An 18449-nucleotide genomic window follows, 5' to 3' on the forward strand; every position below is an offset into this window, starting at 1 on the left:
ATGTTCAGCTCCATTGAATCGCTGATACCCATATCCGTCCAATAGAAAACAACGATGATTTGCTATGCGCAAAATGCATGATTGACGACACAGCTAGTCCCCGCAAGTGCCTTAGCTTCGGATAAGCACGGATACCATAGCGTAAGCGCCATGAACATTGCAACGATCACCCAGTGCCCGGTTTCCACGGGCGGATTCATTGGCGCTATCACCAACTGGCTCGTCGGTCTTATGTCCGTGATGGGCTGGCTTGGCACCGGTATCGCCGTGTTCCTTGAAAACCTGTTCCCGCCGATCCCAAGCGAAGTCATTTTGCCTCTCGCCGGATTCACCGCCGCTCAAGGTCGCATGACCCTCATCGAAGCCATCTCCGGTGCAACCATCGGTTCCGTGATTGGTGCCTTAGTACTGTATGGCATCGCCTATGCGATCGGCGCCGAGCGCATGCGTAAACTGTTCGATCTCATGCCGCTTACCGACGCGTCCGATATCGATAAGGCCAACAATTGGTTCGCAAGATACGGCTTGGCTTCCGTGCTCATCGGCCGTGTGATTCCGATTGTTCGTTCGTTGATTTCGATTCCGGCTGGCATCGCCCGCACGAATCTGTTGAAGTTCACATTGCTCACCACGTTGGGTTCCGCGGTATGGAACACGATTCTGGTTATGGCTGGCTATGTGCTCGGCTCCAGCTGGTGTTCGATTTTGGGCTTCCTTGATAAATTCCAGTACGCAGTGGCCGCCATCGTAGTGGCGCTGCTCGTCTGGTGTGTAGTGGTGAAAGTACGCTCACACCTTGAAACCGCGCAGGAATGATTCCGCTTTGGCCTCGTCGGTGCGATACGCTTTGCCGTATTCATCGATGAGACCATGAAATTCCTGCAATTGCGCCACATCCAAACCTGTTGCCAGCACGGCCGGCGCAAAAGCTTTATGAAATGCAGGGTATCCAGACGGAACATTGAATCCCAGAAAAGCGAAAAGCCGCCGCGCATAGGTATCGGCCACGAATGCACGGCGGCCGAATACATACAGCACCAAATCATCCGCAGTCTCTCCACCGATGCCGAACAATCCCAACAATTCAGCACGTAGCTCATCATCGGCGATACCAGCCGCACCTTCCGGTCGCGCATCACACCGTTCGATATACCATTGGCTCAATGATTGCAATGTTTTCGCCTTATTCCGGTAGAACCCGGACGGACGAATCAAATCCTGCAATTCTTCCGGCGCCAATCCCGCTATCGCGTGCGGTTCAAGCGCATTGGCAGCTTTGAGAGCATCTAGCGAACGGTCCACGTTTCCCCATGCAGTGTTTTGCGTCAGCACCGCGCCGACCATGATTTCAAACAGGGTCTCAGCCGGCCACCAATTCGTCGGCCCGAGCTCATGCTCCATCGCATCATAAAGCGACTCAATATAATCCGGTGAGGGAAGATTCAGCGCATGCTTCGCCATATCGGCAACACTTCCTCCCTCACTCCACGGATTTCAACGACGAGACCGGGTCGATGCGGTCGAGCACCGGGTTCGTGAACACCTGTACCAGCAGCGCGAATGCCAGCGTCACGACGGCGGCAATCGCATAGCTGGTCCAGCGTACGGTCACCGCGAAATACAATCCCGGCATATTGAGCGCGGCAGTCAGCAGCCCACCAATCCAACGGCCGAGCGGAAGTCCTACGGCGATACCCATCAGCGTCAGCAGCAGCATTTCACGATTGACGTACTTGTGCACTTCCCCATCGTAGAAGCCGAGTACCTTAAGTGTGGCCATTTCGCGCACACGTTCGGACACATTCGTGTTCGCCAGCGTGAACAGCACCACCAATGCGAGCGCGCCGGCGAGCGCCACAATCAGCGCTACCACTGCGCCCATCAGGTCGAAGCTGAAGCTGCGTTGCATATCCGCCGTGCTCACCACGTTCAGAACATCAGTATCCTTGGCAAGCTTGTCTGCGTAAGCAATCTGGCTATCATCGGAACCTTGGTATTGTGCGAATATCGCGTTCATCGCCACGCCATCAGCCACGGTGTCTGCAGAACCATCACCGTCGGCAGTATCAGAGTCAGCACCAAAGATGTGACTGTAGTAGTCGGCAGCCATGTAGATATCCGAGCCGATGACCGACTTACTTACCGCTGCGACGCGCACAGATTCACGTTCGACATCGCCGTTTTCGAGGGTGATGGTATCGCCCGCGTGCACGTCGAGTGCGTTGGCTGCACTTTGCGAGACAATCACTCCCCCATTGCTGCCGGCAATGCTGCTACCATCAATCGGCTCGCCGCCATCAGCATCACGCAGGTCTGCGATGGCCTTGAGATCGGCGGCTTCTGGCACGGTGATCAGCTGTACGGTTTCTGATTCCTCTGCTGCATTGGTCAGTTCGCCGCTTTCGACTTTGGCTAAGGTACCGGCATCATCAGTAGCGCGCACACTCGAGTTGTTCTTCAGCTTCTGCAGCACCGAGTCAAGCTGGTCATGGTCGGTGACGACCATCAGCTGATAGCGATAGATGTCCTGATATTGCGTGGCCGGTAACGCGTCCACCGTATCGTTGATGGCCAGTCCGCAGACGATAAGCGCGGTGCATCCGGCCACGCCACCAATGGTCATGAACAGGCGACCTTTGAAGCGGAACAGATTCCTGGCGGTGACTTTGTTGAGGAATTTCATGCGACGCCATAGTGGGCCAATGTATTCCAACAGCACATGCGACCCGGCTTTCGGCGCTTTCGGGCGCATCAGCGCTGCGGGAGTCTGGCGCACTTCACTCCAACAAGCAACAATGGTCGCCGCACCAATACCGAGCACGAACAGGACCACGCCAGCCGAACCGTACACCCAGTCATAGAGCATCGTAACGTTCGGCACCACATACATGCCTTCCAGCACAATCAACAGGAATGCCGGAATACCAAGGAATCCAATCAGGTCGCCGAGTCCGCCGCCGATCAGGCAAGCCAGCAACGCAAACAGCACATACCTGGAGGCGATGGCTGCAGAACCATATCCGAGCCCCATGTAGGTGCCGATGAGTCCGCGTTCCTCTTCAACCATGCGGGTCATGGCAGTAAGGCTCATGAATACGGCGACGAGTAGAAACACGATCGGGAATGCCCGCCCAATGGATTCGATTGAGCTCAAGTCAGACTTCAGCGACGAGAACGTGCCCGCCGATGAGCGCGTGTTCACATACCAGCGCGCTTGCGGTATATCGGACTCGATTTTCGACTCCTGCTCATCAAGCTGTTTCGTGGCGTCGGTTTTCTGCTGGTCGAGTTTTGCTTGTGCATCATCCAACTGTTGTTTGGCTTGGGTGAGCTGCGCATTCGACGCGATGATTGCGTTCCGCTGAGCATCATCTCCGGCTTTGCCGCCGCGAGCTTGGATAAGTGCATCGACTTGGGCGTTGAATTGCGAGCGTTGGGCATCTATCTGCGATTGGGCGTCGGCGAATTTCGTATTTGCTTGCGAGCGCGCATCATCGATCTGTTGCTTGGCATCATCAATGAGCTGCTGGCGGCGTGCCTGCTGACGCTTGGACTGCACCTGGTCTTCGATGCGATCGCGTACCGTGCGCACGGCGGAATCATAGGAATCGGTAAAGGTATCAAGTGCGGCAGTACCGTCAAGTTCAAGGGACATAGCGGTATAGGTGCTGCCGATCACGCCGCTGGATGGCAGGAAGAAGGTGTACCCGGATGTGGCTGAGCTGCGGAACGCGCCCTGCGAGTAGCCGTCCGGGTTCTGCAAGTCGAGTGGGTCGAGCACGATGCCGGTGATAGTGAGTTTGGTTGGGAATTGCGGCGAATCGTCGCTGGATTCGTCTGCATCATTCGCCGCAGATGTTTTTGGCGTAACGGTCAGCGTATCTCCTATCTTGAGTCCGCTGTCGCGAACGAATTTACGTGTCACCGCCATTTCGCCGGACTTTTTGGGCAATCGGCCTTGTTGAAGGTACGGCTGGTTCATGCCGTTTGCACCGATTTCGCTTAGTGTCACCGACTCATCCGAGCCATCAACTTTGACCGTTGCGGATGCGGTGCGTTCGGCTTGCACTGCTTTGACACCATCCACCGCCCGCAAGGCCGCGACATCATCCTTGGTGAGCCCCAACGTGGACACGACTTGGATGTCATAAAGCCGTTGTTGGTCGAAGAATCGGTCAGCACCTTGGAACATATCTCGGCAGCCGGCGTAAATACCGGTAAGCACGGCCACACCGAGCATGGAAATCACAGCGAGAGACACAAATCGTTTCCAATTGCGTCCCCATGCGCGCAGCATGTCTTTGGCGAATGCGGCAGACCACATACTCGCCCGCGGTTGCCGCTCAAACCGAGCCCGCGTCTTCGCATGCCTACCCCGAGTCATCATCCGCCTACCATTCAATATCGGCTATCGGCGTGGGATCAGGATTGATCTCCTCGCTGGTCACCTTGCCGGAGCGGAATCGAATTACCTTATGTGCCATCGGCGCAAGCGCGGAATTATGGGTGATGATCATCACTGTCATGCCTTGAGTTCGGCAAATGTCTTGCAACAGTTCGAGTACTTCCTTGCCGGTTTCGTAATCCAACGCACCGGTCGGCTCATCGCACAGTAAAAGCTTTGGCTTCTTGGCGATGGCACGGGCGATGGATACGCGCTGCTGTTCCCCGCCGGAGAGTTGTGCAGGGAAATTATCGAGGCGATCACCGAGGCCGACTTTGCGCAATGTTTCGGCCGGATCGAAATGGTCGGGGCAGATTTGGCTGGCGAGTTCCACGTTCTCGAGCGCTGTCAGGTTTGGCACTAGATTGTAGAACTGGAATACGAATCCAATATCATTGCGACGATAGGTGATGAGGTCGCGTTTTCTTAACCCAGTGATATCTCGCCCGCCAACCACCACGCGGCCTGAAGTGACCACATCCATGCCACCCAGAATGTTCAATGCCGTAGTTTTGCCGGCTCCGGATTGGCCGAGAATCACTGTCAGTTCGCCTTGATCGGCGGTGAAGTTGGCCTCATCGAGTGCACGAATCGGTGTGCCGCCTCCAGCTGGATATTCCTTAACCACATGGTCGAATTCGATATAGGCCATTGCATCTCCTTCCACCACATAGCATGCGGGGCTGTTCTGCGTCGAACAGCCCTCGCAATGTTTGTTGAAGCGTGTACTTCTATTGTGCCGTTTTCTCGCGGCTTTCGCTATCAAGCAACACCGAGTTCCTCTTTGAGCCACTGGCGTTCGGCATCGATTTCGGCATCGTGCACCAGAATGATGGCACGACGGTATTTGTCCTCCACCTTGTCGTTGTCAATCGGGCCTTCGCCATCGCTGTAGAGGCGGCGTACATCGGATTCGAGCACGTCGAGGCGGCGCTGCAGCACAGCGCGGCGATCGGCCTCATCGGGAATCACCGAGAGGAACGACATGACCACCGCCCATTTGGTGATGTTGGTGAGGTTGTAGCCGCTGGTTTCCTTCAGTTCCTCAATGAGCTTGGCGCGTCCAGCATCTTCAAGATGGAATTCGCGCAGACGGCGGCCGTTCACCACATTGAAGGTTTCGCCGATATAGCCGGCTTTGACGAATTTATTGGTCACCGAATGCAGGGTGCCGTCGGAGACCGCCTGCATATAGCCTTGCAGCTGTTCCATCTTTTTGCGCAGCCGGTAGCCGCACAGGGGTTCTTCGGAAAGGAAGCCCAAAGTCATCAGTTCTATCGTGTTCATCATGCCCTCCATGATATCTCAAGCCGAGATATCTCAGAACGACACGCCCAAAGCGAAAGCCTTGGCCCATCCCACAACCCCCGCAATTTCAACCATTTTCAATTCGATATAAACCTTTCTGATATATCTCAGTTTGAAATATCTCTCAATGAGGTGCATACTGGCATCAACGCGAACGCAGCGGACCACCAACCAAAGCAATCGCAAAGCAGTACGAAGCACACACCCATATCGAAAGGACTCACCATGAGCAACATCACCATCTTCGGCGCAGGCAACATCGGTTCCGCAGTGGCGGGCATCGCCGTCAAGTCCGGCGCTTCCGTGCAGGTCATCGACCGAAACCCGGATAAGGCCGCCGCGGCAGCCGAAGGCGTCACCGGCGCCAAGTTCGGCGAAGCCGCCATCTCCGGTGACATCGTGGTCCTGGCCCTCCCGTTCCCGGCCTACGACGAAGTGCTCGCCGCCTACTCCGACCAGCTGGCCGGCAAAACCGTGGTGGACGTTGCCAACCCAATCGATTTCACCACCTTCGATCTGGCTCTGCCGGAAAGCGCCAAGTCCGCCGCCGAATACGTTGCCGCCAAGCTGCCGAACTCCAAGGTGGTCAAGGGCTTCAACACCACCTTCGCCGCCACGCTTGCCACCGGTGAGAACGATGGCGCTCCGACCGTGGTGCAGCTCGCCTCCGACGATGAGGACGCCAAGAAGGCCGTCGCCGCCTTCATCGAGGGCGCAGGCCTGAAGACCGTGGACGCCGGCCCGCTGAAGCGCGCCCAGTACCTCGAAGGCTACGGCGCTCTGCAAATCATCCTCGGCGTCACCGAGCAGACCCCGTGGACCGGCGGTTTCAAGGTCGTGAAGTAAGACTCCGAACCCCTCCCACGCAGTTACTGCCTGTTTTTATCCCGAAACCGGCAGTATGTGCGCGTCTTAACGAAGCGCTCGCGCAGTTACTGCTTGTATTCATCTCCGAACAGGCAGTAACTGCGCGAGCGCATAACGGATAGTGGGTGGAACCTTCAATTAAAGTTCCACCCACTATCCGTTATGCGCGGTGATGAGCGCTTTCACCGCGCAAGCTTCACGGAGAACGACGCCTAGATGGCGTTCTCCTGGACGATCTGCCTGAATCGCAGCGCCGAATCCTTCCAGATACGCGCTTGGGTGTCGTAATCCACACGAATGATGCCGAATCGCTTGGTATAGCCCAGCGCCCATTCGAAGTTATCGAGCAGACTCCATGCGAAGTAGCCCGTCACGTTCGCTCCGGCTTCAATGGCGGCGGCCACGGCCTTCACATGAGCTTCGAGATAGGCCACACGCTTGGGGTCATGGACAATGAGACCACCGGGAGCGGTCGGATCCTCGCTGACCTCATCTTCCCACGCCGAGCCATTTTCGGTGATCATGACCGGCAGGTCAGGCCAACGCCTGCTGAGTTCCACCAGCATGGCAGTCAATGCTTCAGGCTCCTGATTCCACCCCATCGCCGTCAGTTCGTCGGCGGGAGGCAACGTTTCCACACATTCCTGCGCAGGCATGGCGTTGGCGTGACGGTCGCCTTCGAAGGTAGCCGCCGCGGCACATCCACGCACATGGTTTGTGGAGTAGTAGTTGAAGCCCAGTACGTCAATCGGCTGATGTGCGATTTCCACATCACCGTCCTGAACGAACGACCAGTCGGTGACATGCTTGGTGGCCTCGAAAATCTCCGGATCATAGGCACCATCGAGCATTGGGCCGAGGAATACCTCGTTGGCGATGAGATCGGCCCGCCGCTTGGCTGCGATATCTTCCGGCGCATCGGTTTCGGCGATGTTCGCAGCCAGATTCAGTGTGACGGCCACCTTGGCCTTCTCCCCCAGTTCAGCGCGAATCGCCTTAACCGCCAGGCCATGGGCCAGATTGAGATGGTGCACGGCTGCGAGCGCCTTGGCATGGTCGTGCAGGCCGGGTGCATGAGCGCCATTGCCGTAGCCGAGATAGGCGACGCACCATGGCTCGTTCAATGTGATCCAGGTGTCCACCAGATCGCCGAACTCATGGGCCAGCACGGCGACGTAATCCGCGAAGCGAAGCGCGGTTTCACGGTTCGCCCAGCCACCGCGATCCTCCAGATACTGGGGCAGATCCCAGTGATAGAGCGTTACGGCAGGCTTGATGCCGGCTTCTCGCAAGGCTTCGAGCACACGCTTGTAGTAGTCGATGCCGGCCTGATTGACCGGACCATCATATTCGGGAATAATACGCGGCCATGCTACGGAAAGACGGTAGGCTTCTACGCCAAGCTCCTGCATGAGCTTGATGTCTTCCGGATAGCGATGGTATTGGTCACAGGCGAATTCGCCGCTGGAGCCATCCAGGATGTTGCCGGGTACCGCGCAATAGGTATCCCAGATGGATGCAGTGCGGCCGTCCTCATGGATTGCGCCTTCGACCTGATAGGAGGCGGTGGCGGTGCCCCAGGTGAAGTCTTTGGGGAATGTGAATGTCATTGCGGTATCTCCATTGATAACAAAGCGGCAGCTCCCTCGAGAGGAAGGAGCTGCCATCATTTATGCATTACAGCACCACGGTGCCGGATTCAGCCTTGACGATCTCGCCGTCCGCACCCAGTCGGGCGGAGAATGCGCGACCATCGGAGCTGGAGACTTCCACACCAGCCGGAGTACGGCGGGCGGTGAAGGTCACGGAGGAGCCATCGATTTCGCTGACCACCGCTTCGGCGGATTCGGCATCGGTCAGGAACACGGAAACCAGAGCGTCGGTGCCGTAGACACGGTCCGGCTTGGTTTCGCCCGGGTTGGTGACGATGACGGAGCCGTCGCGCACCCACAGCGGGATGGAATCGTAGCCGTGCACCTCGTTGCGCCACACGCCACCCTGCGCCTTCTCGCCAGTGAGCCAGTTGGTCCACACGCCTTCCGGCAGGTAGTAGGAGACTTCGCCGGAGTAGGTGAACACGGGGGCCACCAGGAAGTTCGGGCCGAACATGTACTGGCGGTCCAGCGTGCGGCAGGTTTGGTCATCCGGGAATTCGACGAACATGGAACGCATTACCGGAGTGCCGTTGATGTGCGGCTTCAGGCCGGTCTCGTAGACGTACGGCATGAGTTCGAGCTTGAGCTTGGTGAACTTGCGGGCCACGTCCACGGCGGTCTGGCCGGGAACCAGCTCCACACCGTTCTTCTTGTCTTCCTCGTCGAACAGCCACGGCACGCGGTACACGGTGGAGCCGTGCAGACGGGAGTGGGAGCCCAGGAGGCCGAACGCCACCCAACGCTTGTAGACGGCCGGATCCGGGAAGGCGCCTTCGAAACCACCGATGTCGTGGCTCCAGAAGCCGAAGCCGGAGGAGGTCAGGGACAGGCCTGCGCGCAGGGATTGAGCCATGCCGTTGAAGGTGGATTCGCAGTCGCCGCCCCAGTGTACGGGCTGCTGCTGGCCGCCCACGGTTGCCGAGCGGGCGTACAGGCAGGCGTTGCCCTTGCCGTAGGTTTCCTCGATCGCCTCGAACACGGTCTGGTTGTAGAGCTGGGTGTACCAGTTGTGCATGGAGAGCTTCGGGGAGCCGTCATACCAGACCACGTCGCGCGGGATACGTTCGCCGAAGTCGGTCTTGATGGCATCCACGCCCTGATGCAGCAGCTTCTTGACCTTGCCCTTGAACCATTCGCGAGCCTCGGGGTTGGTGAAGTCCACCAAGCCCATGCCAGCCTGCCAGAAGTCGGTCTGCCAAACTTCGCCATTGGCCTTCTTGACGAGGTAGCCCTTGTCACGGCCTTCCTTGAACATGTCGCCGCGCTGGCCGATGTATGGGTTAATCCATGCGCAGATGTGCAGGCCCTTGTCCTCATGCAGACGCTTCAGCGTGGATTCGATGTCGCCGAAGAAGCGCTTGTCCCATTCGAAATCGCACCAGTGGAATTCACGCATCCAGTAGCAGTCGTAGTGGAAGGCTGCCAGCGGAATATCGCGCTCGGCCATGCCGTCGATGAAGGAGTTGATGGTCTGCTCATCGTACTTGGTGGTGAACGAGGTGGTGAGCCACAGGCCGTAGCTCCATGCCGGCACGTTGGCCGGTCGACCCACGAGCTTGGTGTAGCGGTCGAGAATCTGCTTCGGGGTCGGGCCGTAGATCACGCAGAAGTCAAGGCCTTCACCCGGCACGGAGAACTGCACGGCTTCGGTGTTTTCGGAACCGATTTCGAAGGAGACGTGACCACGGTTGTTGACCAGAATGCCGTAGCCGTTGGAGGTCATGTAGAATGGCACATCCTTGTAGCCCTGCTCGGATGCGGTGCCGCCGTCCTCATTCCAGATGTCGACGGTCTGGCCGTTCTTCACGTAGGCGCCGAAGCGTTCGCCCAGGCCGTAGACGTTCTCGCCCACGCCGAGGTGCAGCTGGATGGCGGTGAACACGTCGGATTCATCGCGGGCGGAGCCATCCATGGTCACGCCGAATTCGCCAACCGGCTGCGCGGTGACGTTGGATTCAGCACCGAGCTTGAAGCGAGCCAGAGACTTGCCTTCCGACTTGGTCAGCACCTTGCCGTCTTCACCGAGGAAGGTCAGGTTCCAAGGTGAGCCCTTGACGACCTTGGCGGTCAGTCCACCGGTGGTCAGGGTGACGTCCGCGCCGTTGACGCCCACTTCGCCATCACCGTTACCGTGGGCGGCAACGCTCACATAATCGCGGTCGCCCGGCTCGTCTGCATTGAGTGGGAAGCCGGGATATTCGGTAGCGCCCAGCCAGTGTGCCGCACGCACACGGATCACACCTTCGGCCGGCGAGGTGATGTCCACATCGAATGTAGGAAGGTTCAACGTATCGTAGCGGCCACGCACCACGGATGTGGTGGCGAGCACATTGAGCTGCTCGGCAGCGGCATCGGCGCTCAATTCATAGGCTTCACGCGCGTAGAGGGCTTCGACGCCGTCGCGAATCATCCAGTAACCGTTGGTGAACTTCATTGTTGCTGTACTCCTTGTGGGAGAGGCGGTTCCGGCCGGCAGGGAATTAGAACCGGCCGGAACCTTGGTTTATCGGGTTATGTTGGTTTGTATTATGACCCTGGGTTGCTACTTCGGGCCGTTATTCCACTACTTGACAGCACCGGAGGTGATGCCGCGGGACAGCGTGCGCTGGAAGATCAAGTAGAAGATCAGGGTAGGCACGATGCTGATGAGGGATGCGGCAGCGGTGGTGGTCACATCCATCAGACGGTCGCCGGTCAGCGAGCTGACTGCAATCGGGATGGTCTGGGTGGAGTTGTCGATGAGGAAGGCCATCGGGATCATGTATTCGTTCCAAGTCCAGATGAAGAAGAACACGAGCATGACGCTCAGCGTGGGCTTGGAAATCGGGAACACGATGTCCTTGAAGATGGTCCAGCGGCTTGCGCCATCGATGGTGGCGGCTTCAAGGATCGCCTTCGGGAAGGTGCCGTACACCGAGGAGAGCAGGTAGGTGCCGAATGCGGATTGGATCACCGTGAAGATGATGACGATGGCCCACGGGCTGTTGTACAGGCCGATCTCCTTGAACATGATGTACAGCGGGTACAGCATGGCTTCCTGCGGCAGCATGTTGGCGAGCATGATGAGCAGCACGATCCAACGGCGACCCTTGACGCGGCCGATGCCGAGTGCGAAGGCGTTGAACATGGACAGGATCACTGCGAAGATTGCCACAAGGCCGGAGGTCCAGATGGAGTTCCAGAGCTTTTCAGGGTAATTGACGCGGGTCCAGAACTTCACCAGACCGTCGAGGCTGAACTCATGCGGCCAGGCCAGAGGGCCGGAGGCGTTGTAGTCGGCGGTGGTCTTGAATGCGTTGAGCAGCAGGACGATGAACGGGAAAAGCATGATCAGGCCGCCAATGATCAGCAGCACCATGATCGTCCAGTCGCCGACCGTGCGGTTCTTGTGGGCCCTGGGAATATTCATTTTGCGTGCAGTTGCAGAAGTCATGGTCTACTCCTCATCTTCCTTTGCAACCTTCTCCTGAAGGTTGGTGAACACAACGGCCACAATGATGATGACGATGGTCAGAGCGGTAGCAATCGCGGCACCGTAGCCAACCTGCTGCGACTGGAAGAACTGAACGTACGAGTAGTAGGACGGCACGATGGTGCTGGTGCCCGGACCGCCCTTGGTCAGCATGTAGACCGGGCCGAACACCTTCAAGGCTGCGATGGTGCAGGTCAGGGCCACCACGAAGATCTCAGGCTTGATGGACGGCAGGGTGATGGCGAGGAAGCGCTGCCACCAGTTGGCGCCATCGAGGCTTGCGGCTTCATACAGTTCCGGATCGACGCGCTGCAGGCCGGACATGAAGATGACCAGCGGGTAGCCCACCTGAATCCAGATCATGATGAGCATCAGGAAGATCAATGCCGTATCCGGTTTGCCGAGCCAGTCATGTTGGAGATTGCCAAGGCCTATGGCTTCAAGCAGAGCGTTCAGTGCGCCGTTTTCTGGGCGGAAGATCCAGCCCATGACCAGGGATGCGACTGCGATAGGCAGCAGCTGCGGGAAGTAGTAGATGGCGCGCATCGTGGATGCGGCCTTCGGGCCGAACTTCTTCTGTACCACGTCGAAGACGAGGGAGGAGAGGATCAGACCGAGCAGAATCGGGATGACCACCATGGCGATGATCATCCAGATGGAATTGCGGAACGAGGTCCAGAAGGTGGTGTCCTTCATGAGTCGGGCCCAGTTGGTCAGGCCCGCGAAGGTCGGCGGCTTGATGCCGCGGTAGTTAGTGAAGCTTAGATAGATGTTCCACACAGCCGGGATCACGATGATCCACAGCAGCATGACGAAGCCTGGAATCAGGTACAGCCAGAATCGGCTTGATGGACTGCCCGGAATGCGGGACATTCCCTTCTCACGTGCAGTGGCATCCTGCACATGCTTCTTGGTGTTCGCTGTTGCGCTCATAACGGCTCACTTCCGTTAACGTCATTGGTATTGGAATTTGGCACTGCGATGTGCGAGTGGCTTGATTTTGGGTAGGCTCACGCCGGGCCTGAAAGAAATGAAAGGTAAAAGGCGGGTTTGCCGGCTTAGGAATTTGGAGGAAAGCCGGCAAAACCCTGGTTGTGTTGGAGGAGGAAGGGGAAAACTCGTTGTTACTGCTGCTTGACGCCAGCGGCTTCAACACCCTTGTTGTAGTTGTCTTCCATCTGGCCGAGCACGGTCTTGACATCGGAGGTGCCGTTGACCAGCTCCTGCAGCGAGGAGTTGAGCTCGTCGTAGAAGGTGGAGGTCGGCCAATCCGGGTAGAAGCCGAGGGCGTTGTCCTTCAATACGCCGTTGAAGGAGGTGATGAGTTCCTTGGTCTTCTCGTCGGTGATCTTGTCCGGATCAGCAGCGATCGGCAGGCCACCGGAGTTGCCCATGAGGTTCTGGACTTCTTCGCTCAGGGTGATGTCGATGAACTTGGCGGCGAGGTCCTTGCGCTTGGAGTTCTCAGGGATGACCCAGATGTTGCCGGAGGAGCCGACGACCTTCTTGGATTCGGGGAACAGGGAGAAGGTCCAGTTGGTGTTGGCCATGTCGGACTGGAAGCGGCCGAACCACCAGGTACCGGAGAAGAACATCGGGTAGCTGCCCTTGATGAAGTTCTGGCCGGCGTCCTCGGCCTTCAGGCCGGTGGAATCCTTGGAGATGTAGCCCTTGTCAACCCAATCCTTGATGGTCTTGGTGGCGTAGGTGGTCGCCTCACCCTGCCAGTCGACATCACCGTCGTACATCTCGTAGGCCTTGAGGAACTTGTCGGAGGCCTTCTGCAGGACCAGCTGCCACCAGAGGTGCTGCAGCGGGTATTCGGCAACGCCTTCGGAAAGCGGGGTCACGCCGGCGTCCACGAACTTCTGCATGGCGTCTTCGAGCTCATCCATGGTGGTCGGGATGGCGATGCCGTACTTGTCGAACATGTCCTTGTTGTAGTACATGACGATGTCTTCACCGTAGTTGGTGATGCCGTACCAATCGCCGGAGCCCATGATGCCCTGCTCGTTGTACTTGCCGGTGTCGGCGAGGGAGCCGGAGACCTTCTTGTCCCAGTTGTACTTGGAGACATAGTCGTTGAGGTTGCTCAGCAGGCCTTGGCTGGCAAGCAGGCCGGCGGTGGCGTTGCCCTTGTTGTATTCCATGACGTCCGGGGCTTCGTCGGAGTTCAGGATCTGGGAAGCGTTCTGGCGAATCTGCTCGAAGGACTTCTTTTCGAATTCGACCTTGACACCGGTCTCCTTCTCGAAGATCTCCATGGCCTTGGCCCAGGCCTTGCCCTGAGCGCCATTGTCTTCCTCGTAGTGCCAGATCTTGATGGAGGTGGGGTTCTCCTCCTGAGCCGTTTCGCTGCCACCGCAGCCTGCCATGCCGATCATGGTGGCTACTGCGAGAGCTGCAGCGACAAATTTGCGAGTAGCTTTCATCTTTTCTCCTTATTCAGCGCCATTACTGATTGAAAAGCTTCGAAACGATTCGAATGTTTTCAGTTATTAAGATAACGGATTGATAACATCGCGCGCAAATTATTTCGATTGATTTCGATAACTTAATTCAGTGAATAAACAATATGAGCGATAACAGCCTTCTGTGAACGCTCACTATGAAATTGTTCATGATATAGACGAAATAAGGCTTTTCAGACTCTTCTACCTATTGAACATATGCGAACATAAAACGAAACAAAGAAGTATTCCACCGAAGCAAACCAATAGCCCACACCCACAGTCGAAACGATTCGAAATACTCGGGTGGACGAAAAGCCGTCGAAACACGTAATAGCTTAATCTCAGCGGGAATCAGGCACTATACAGCAAAGGCGTTCCGATCGCACCCCCCCAAAAAAACATGGAAGTCTGAACGAAACGCCTATCAACGCTACCGCGCGACACCACCGAAACGGCAATAGCGCGAACGATAATGCACCAGCAGACACGCAATCAGTGCGCGGCCACGGTGCCCCGAGCCTGATACCGGGAGGGCAGCAGCTCCACATGACCCACATCATTGCGCTTGCCTTGCAGCACCTCCATCATGATGTCCACGGCGCGAGAACACGTCTCATTCGGCAGCATCGGCAACTCATCGACCTTGCGAGGCAGCGAGCCCAGACCATATGTGCAGGCGGCGAGCACTGAGACATCCTCAGGCACCCGCAATCCACGCATATGCAACGCATTGAGCACATTGGTGATATGCACGGCATTGGTCTGACAGATAATCAACGAGATATCGGGATCTTCGGAAAGGGCCTCGTCCAGCATCAGATTCACATCGTCGCGTCCAAATCCGGTGGAGGGTTTGAACAATACGGAAACACCAAGATCGTCGCCCTTTTTCGCGGCCGCGTCACGAAAACGCACCAGATAATTCGAACCGTCCTCGTAAGCGCTTTGGTCAGTTCCCGCGATCAGCACATGGCGGTGGCCCAATGCATACGCCTTTTCAATGGCCTCACGCCCCATGCGTTCGAAGTCCAGGTCCACGGAATAGATGCCATCGGAGTTGCTCGGGTAGCCAACCGCGACTACCGGCAGATCCAGGGTCCTGGCCACATCGGCACGGGCATCACACATCACCACGTCCAGCAGCAGAATGCCGTCGACCATACCACTCGAGGCGATACGCGTGAGTTCCTGATCACCATACTCATGCATGAGCAGCAGAATGTCATATCCATAGCGCTTGGCCCGCATGGCGAGAGCAAAGAAGAACACCGCATAATTGGAGTAATCGGTGTATTCATGAATCGGCGAGCTCAACGCCAGCACTTTGGTAGGTTCACCGCGCAGGTTGCGGGCCTGCGCATTGGGCATATAATTGAGCTTTTTCGCCGCCGCCATCACTTTGGCCTTGGTTGCCTCACCAATCGAGCGCTTGCCGCTCATGACATACGAAACCGTGCTGATCGAAACCCCTGCCAGCGCCGCCACATCCTTGATGCCCGCCATTGCACATCCTTTCGATGCATTGTCGAAACGTTTCTACAAGTCTAGTCACCCCTTGCCGTCTTCGTCAACGCAGGAGTTCCGGCCGGCAGTTCATCAACATTGACATCGTCGCATCGACCGTCGCCCGTTAGTCTAAAAGACGATTGCGGAAACCACGGCCAACGAGCACAGGGAGAACAGCGTACTCACCAGCACGAATCCCACCGCGTATTCAGGCATATTGTCTTTTCGTCCCGTGAACATCGCGATGGTGGTCATGGTAGGAAGGCCTGCAATCACCGTAATCATCAGCAACATGTCATGGGTGATCGGCACAGCGAATGGCAACGCCGCCACAACGGCGGTAAGCAATGCGTAAAAAGCCAGCGGGAACACAATCATCTTGGCGACGAGCCCCACATACAGTTCATAACGTTTCAGCACCTTCCACCAGCGAGTCAGTGCGAATAGACCGCCCAGATAAATGAGGGACATCGGCGTAGCCATATTGCCGATGGTATGCAGCGGCTTCAGAATAATCTGCGGTACCTTGACTCCTAGCAGAATCAAAGCAAGCGCGATCATCACACCGATGAAGGCCGGATTGACGAAGCGCCGTAGCAGTCCAAGCACATGGGAGCCAAGCTCGCGGAACCAGGTACCCACGCCAACGCCTTGCGCCTCATGGCTTTTCCCGATTTCCTTCACCGGCTCGCACAGCCATACACCGTACGTCCACAGCAGCGCCTGATCGATGATGGACATCAGCGCCACGTAAATCGCGCCTTCCTTCGGGAACAGCGCCATAATCAGCGGAATGCCGATGAATCCGGCGTTGCCGAAAATCAGCGAGGCCTGGAAAATATGGCTGCGTGAACCTTTGAGCCGCAGCACATGAGCAAGCACCCAAAACACCAGGATCAACAGCCCGTACATCACGGCGGTCAGCAGCATCACGCCCCAGTTGGCTTCCAGATGCGAGCGATCAGTGCCATCCACGGCATTGGAGAACACCAGCACTGGAATCAGCACGTTGAGCAGCAGCGAGCACATGCCGTCCAGCGCCACTTTGCCGTAGAAGCGCAGACGCACGCAGCCGTAGCCCACCATCAGCATGATGAAGAAGCCGACCAGCTGGCCGATCATTACGCCAAATTGTCCCATTGCTCTCTCCTACCCCGCAGCGAATCGTTCTCAATAAGAACCATGCGGGAATGTCCCTTTTCCCCCGCACACTTGCCGCTAGGCGCGATTCTGTGCGAGGAACTTATGCAAGATATACCTCATGAATGGCACGGTGGTAATAAAAGTCAGCACGTCGGAAACCGTCTGCGCCACCTCCACGCCGGTGACGCCCATGAATTGCGGCAGAATCAGCACCACCGGCGCCAGATATAATCCTGTGCGGCAAACCGCGAGGAATGAGGCGATGCCGGTTTTGCCAAGCGTCTGGCTGATCATATTGCCCATCATGTTCACACCGTTCAGTGCCACCGACAGGCACTGGAAGTGCAGTGCGGCCACGCCTACCGCCACCACGGCAGGGTCGGAACGGAAGATCTCCACCAGCTGCGGAGCAATCACCCAAATCAGCGCTCCCAGTACCACCAGAACCACAGTCGATAGCTTGACGCAGAACCAGAATCCCTCGCGCACGCGATGGAATTTACCAGCGCCATAGTTGTAGCCGCACACTGGCTGGAATCCTTGGCCGAGACCGATGATCACCGAGTTGACACCCAGCATGATGCGCATCACAATGGCCATGCCGGCGATGGCGGCGTCGCCGAACGGGTTGGCGGCGATATTCACACATGTGGTGGCGATGGAACCCGCGCTTTGACGGATCAGCGACGGTAGACCGCCGCCCAGGATCTCGCGCAGCAGCAACGGGTCCGGTTTGAAGTTGCGTAGCGAAAGCTTCAGCACACCGAACTTCGCGCTCATCACCACGAGGATGATGAAGCTCACCGTCTGGCAGACGCCTGTGGCAAGACCCGCACCGAAAATACCCATGTCAAGCACGAAAATGAACAGCGGTGCCAGCAGGAAATTGAGTAGCGAGCCGGTGACCAGTCCGATCATGCCATACGCGGATTGGCCTTGATATCGTAGCAATCCGTTCAATGCAAATGAGCCGCACACGCAAGGTGCGGCCACCAGAATCGGCGTCAGATATTGCACGGCGTATGGGGCGATGGTGGCCGTGGAACCCAGCAGCATCACCAGAGGCCGCAGAGTCGCGAGGCAGATAATCGCCACCAGCAAACCGAAGCTGAACGCCGCCACGAATCCAATGGCCAGCAGTTTGGACGCGCGATCGATGTCGCGCTTGCCGAGTTCGCGGCTCAAAGAATTGCCGGCACCCTGCCCGCAGAAGAAGCCTAACGCCTGCAGCACGGTCATGATGGAGAACGCGATACCAATTGCGCCCGACTGCGAAGTGCCCAGCTGGCCGATGAAGAATGTATCAGTCAGATTATAGGCGGTAGTTACCAGGTTGGAGACGACCGCCGGCACGCTCAGCGTCAGAATCAGCGAGGGAATCGGCTGTTCGGTCATCTGATGGTACTTTGCGTCCGCACTTGCGCGTTTGATGCCATGTACCTGATTCACGCCGGTTATCCTACTCCCCCACCGCGCCCAAGCTCCGCCTTTCGCCCGCCATGCGAGGCACGAACCCCACTCCCTACCGCTCTTTTCGTGCGAAACGTACGCAAATCTTGCCTGTACCGGCCTTCATACACACTTTTCGCGCGAAAAGTGCT

Annotated in this window: 14 protein-coding genes; 2 read left to right on the forward strand and 12 right to left on the reverse strand. The window is 57.3% G+C overall.

What is annotated here, in order from left to right:
- Nucleotides 1-150: 150 nt before the first annotated feature.
- Nucleotides 151-816 (forward strand): DedA family protein, encoded by a 666-nt coding sequence (locus tag CSQ86_RS07000; protein WP_100494401.1) that lies wholly within the window; start codon nt 151-153, stop codon nt 814-816.
- Here CSQ86_RS07000 and CSQ86_RS07005 read toward each other — a convergent pair.
- The 4 genes from CSQ86_RS07005 to CSQ86_RS07020 all read right to left on the reverse strand — a co-directional run bounded on the left by CSQ86_RS07005 (nt 790) and on the right by CSQ86_RS07020 (nt 5734).
- Complete coding sequence (locus CSQ86_RS07005; protein WP_100494402.1) at nt 790-1461, reverse strand: endonuclease III domain-containing protein; 672 nt, start codon at nt 1459-1461, stop codon at nt 790-792. The genes CSQ86_RS07000 and CSQ86_RS07005 overlap by 27 nt on opposite strands.
- A gap of 19 nt (nt 1462-1480) precedes the next feature.
- Nucleotides 1481-4324, reverse strand: coding sequence for an FtsX-like permease family protein (locus CSQ86_RS07010; protein WP_100494403.1), 2844 nt, complete (start codon nt 4322-4324; stop codon nt 1481-1483).
- A gap of 67 nt (nt 4325-4391) precedes the next feature.
- Nucleotides 4392-5096, reverse strand: a complete 705-nt coding sequence (locus CSQ86_RS07015; protein WP_100494404.1) for an ABC transporter ATP-binding protein — start codon at nt 5094-5096, stop codon at nt 4392-4394.
- 110 nt (nt 5097-5206) lie between these two features.
- Nucleotides 5207-5734, reverse strand: coding sequence for a PadR family transcriptional regulator (locus CSQ86_RS07020; RefSeq protein ID WP_243387691.1), 528 nt, complete (start codon nt 5732-5734; stop codon nt 5207-5209).
- 150 nt (nt 5735-5884) lie between these two features.
- Between CSQ86_RS07020 and CSQ86_RS09915 the strand changes: the two genes are divergently transcribed.
- Nucleotides 5885-6598, forward strand: coding sequence for an NADPH-dependent F420 reductase (locus CSQ86_RS09915; protein WP_243387693.1), 714 nt, complete (start codon nt 5885-5887; stop codon nt 6596-6598).
- A gap of 233 nt (nt 6599-6831) precedes the next feature.
- Here the strand turns inward: CSQ86_RS09915 and CSQ86_RS07030 are convergent, their stop codons facing one another.
- From CSQ86_RS07030 to CSQ86_RS07065, 8 genes are all read right to left on the reverse strand, one after another.
- A complete protein-coding gene (locus CSQ86_RS07030) occupies nt 6832-8229 on the reverse strand; it encodes a GH1 family beta-glucosidase (RefSeq protein WP_100494406.1) in 1398 nt (465 codons plus the stop codon).
- A gap of 67 nt (nt 8230-8296) precedes the next feature.
- Nucleotides 8297-10708 carry an alpha-xylosidase gene (gene yicI / locus CSQ86_RS07035; RefSeq protein WP_100494407.1) on the reverse strand — a complete coding sequence of 804 codons (2412 nt, stop codon included), beginning with the start codon at nt 10706-10708 and terminating at the stop codon, nt 8297-8299.
- Between the two features lie 129 nt (nt 10709-10837).
- Nucleotides 10838-11707, reverse strand: a complete 870-nt coding sequence (locus tag CSQ86_RS07040) for a carbohydrate ABC transporter permease (protein WP_100494408.1) — start codon at nt 11705-11707, stop codon at nt 10838-10840.
- A 3-nt stretch (nt 11708-11710) separates the two neighbouring features.
- Nucleotides 11711-12679, reverse strand: a complete 969-nt coding sequence (locus tag CSQ86_RS07045; protein WP_100494409.1) for a carbohydrate ABC transporter permease — start codon at nt 12677-12679, stop codon at nt 11711-11713.
- A gap of 191 nt (nt 12680-12870) precedes the next feature.
- Entirely contained in the window at nt 12871-14178 is a 1308-nt protein-coding gene (locus CSQ86_RS07050; protein ID WP_100494410.1) for an ABC transporter substrate-binding protein, read from the reverse strand.
- Nucleotides 14179-14691: 513 nt separating this feature from the next.
- Nucleotides 14692-15702 carry a LacI family DNA-binding transcriptional regulator gene (locus CSQ86_RS07055; RefSeq protein WP_100494411.1) on the reverse strand — a complete coding sequence of 337 codons (1011 nt, stop codon included), beginning with the start codon at nt 15700-15702 and terminating at the stop codon, nt 14692-14694.
- Nucleotides 15703-15834: 132 nt separating this feature from the next.
- Complete coding sequence (locus CSQ86_RS07060; protein WP_100494412.1) at nt 15835-16845, reverse strand: AEC family transporter; 1011 nt, start codon at nt 16843-16845, stop codon at nt 15835-15837.
- Nucleotides 16846-16923: 78 nt separating this feature from the next.
- Nucleotides 16924-18243 carry an MATE family efflux transporter gene (locus CSQ86_RS07065; RefSeq protein ID WP_423734811.1) on the reverse strand — a complete coding sequence of 440 codons (1320 nt, stop codon included), beginning with the start codon at nt 18241-18243 and terminating at the stop codon, nt 16924-16926.
- Nucleotides 18244-18449 lie beyond the last annotated feature (206 nt).

Origin of the sequence: Bifidobacterium felsineum (assembly GCF_002802915.1) — a bacterium.
GTDB lineage: Bacteria > Actinomycetota > Actinomycetes > Actinomycetales > Bifidobacteriaceae > Bifidobacterium > Bifidobacterium felsineum.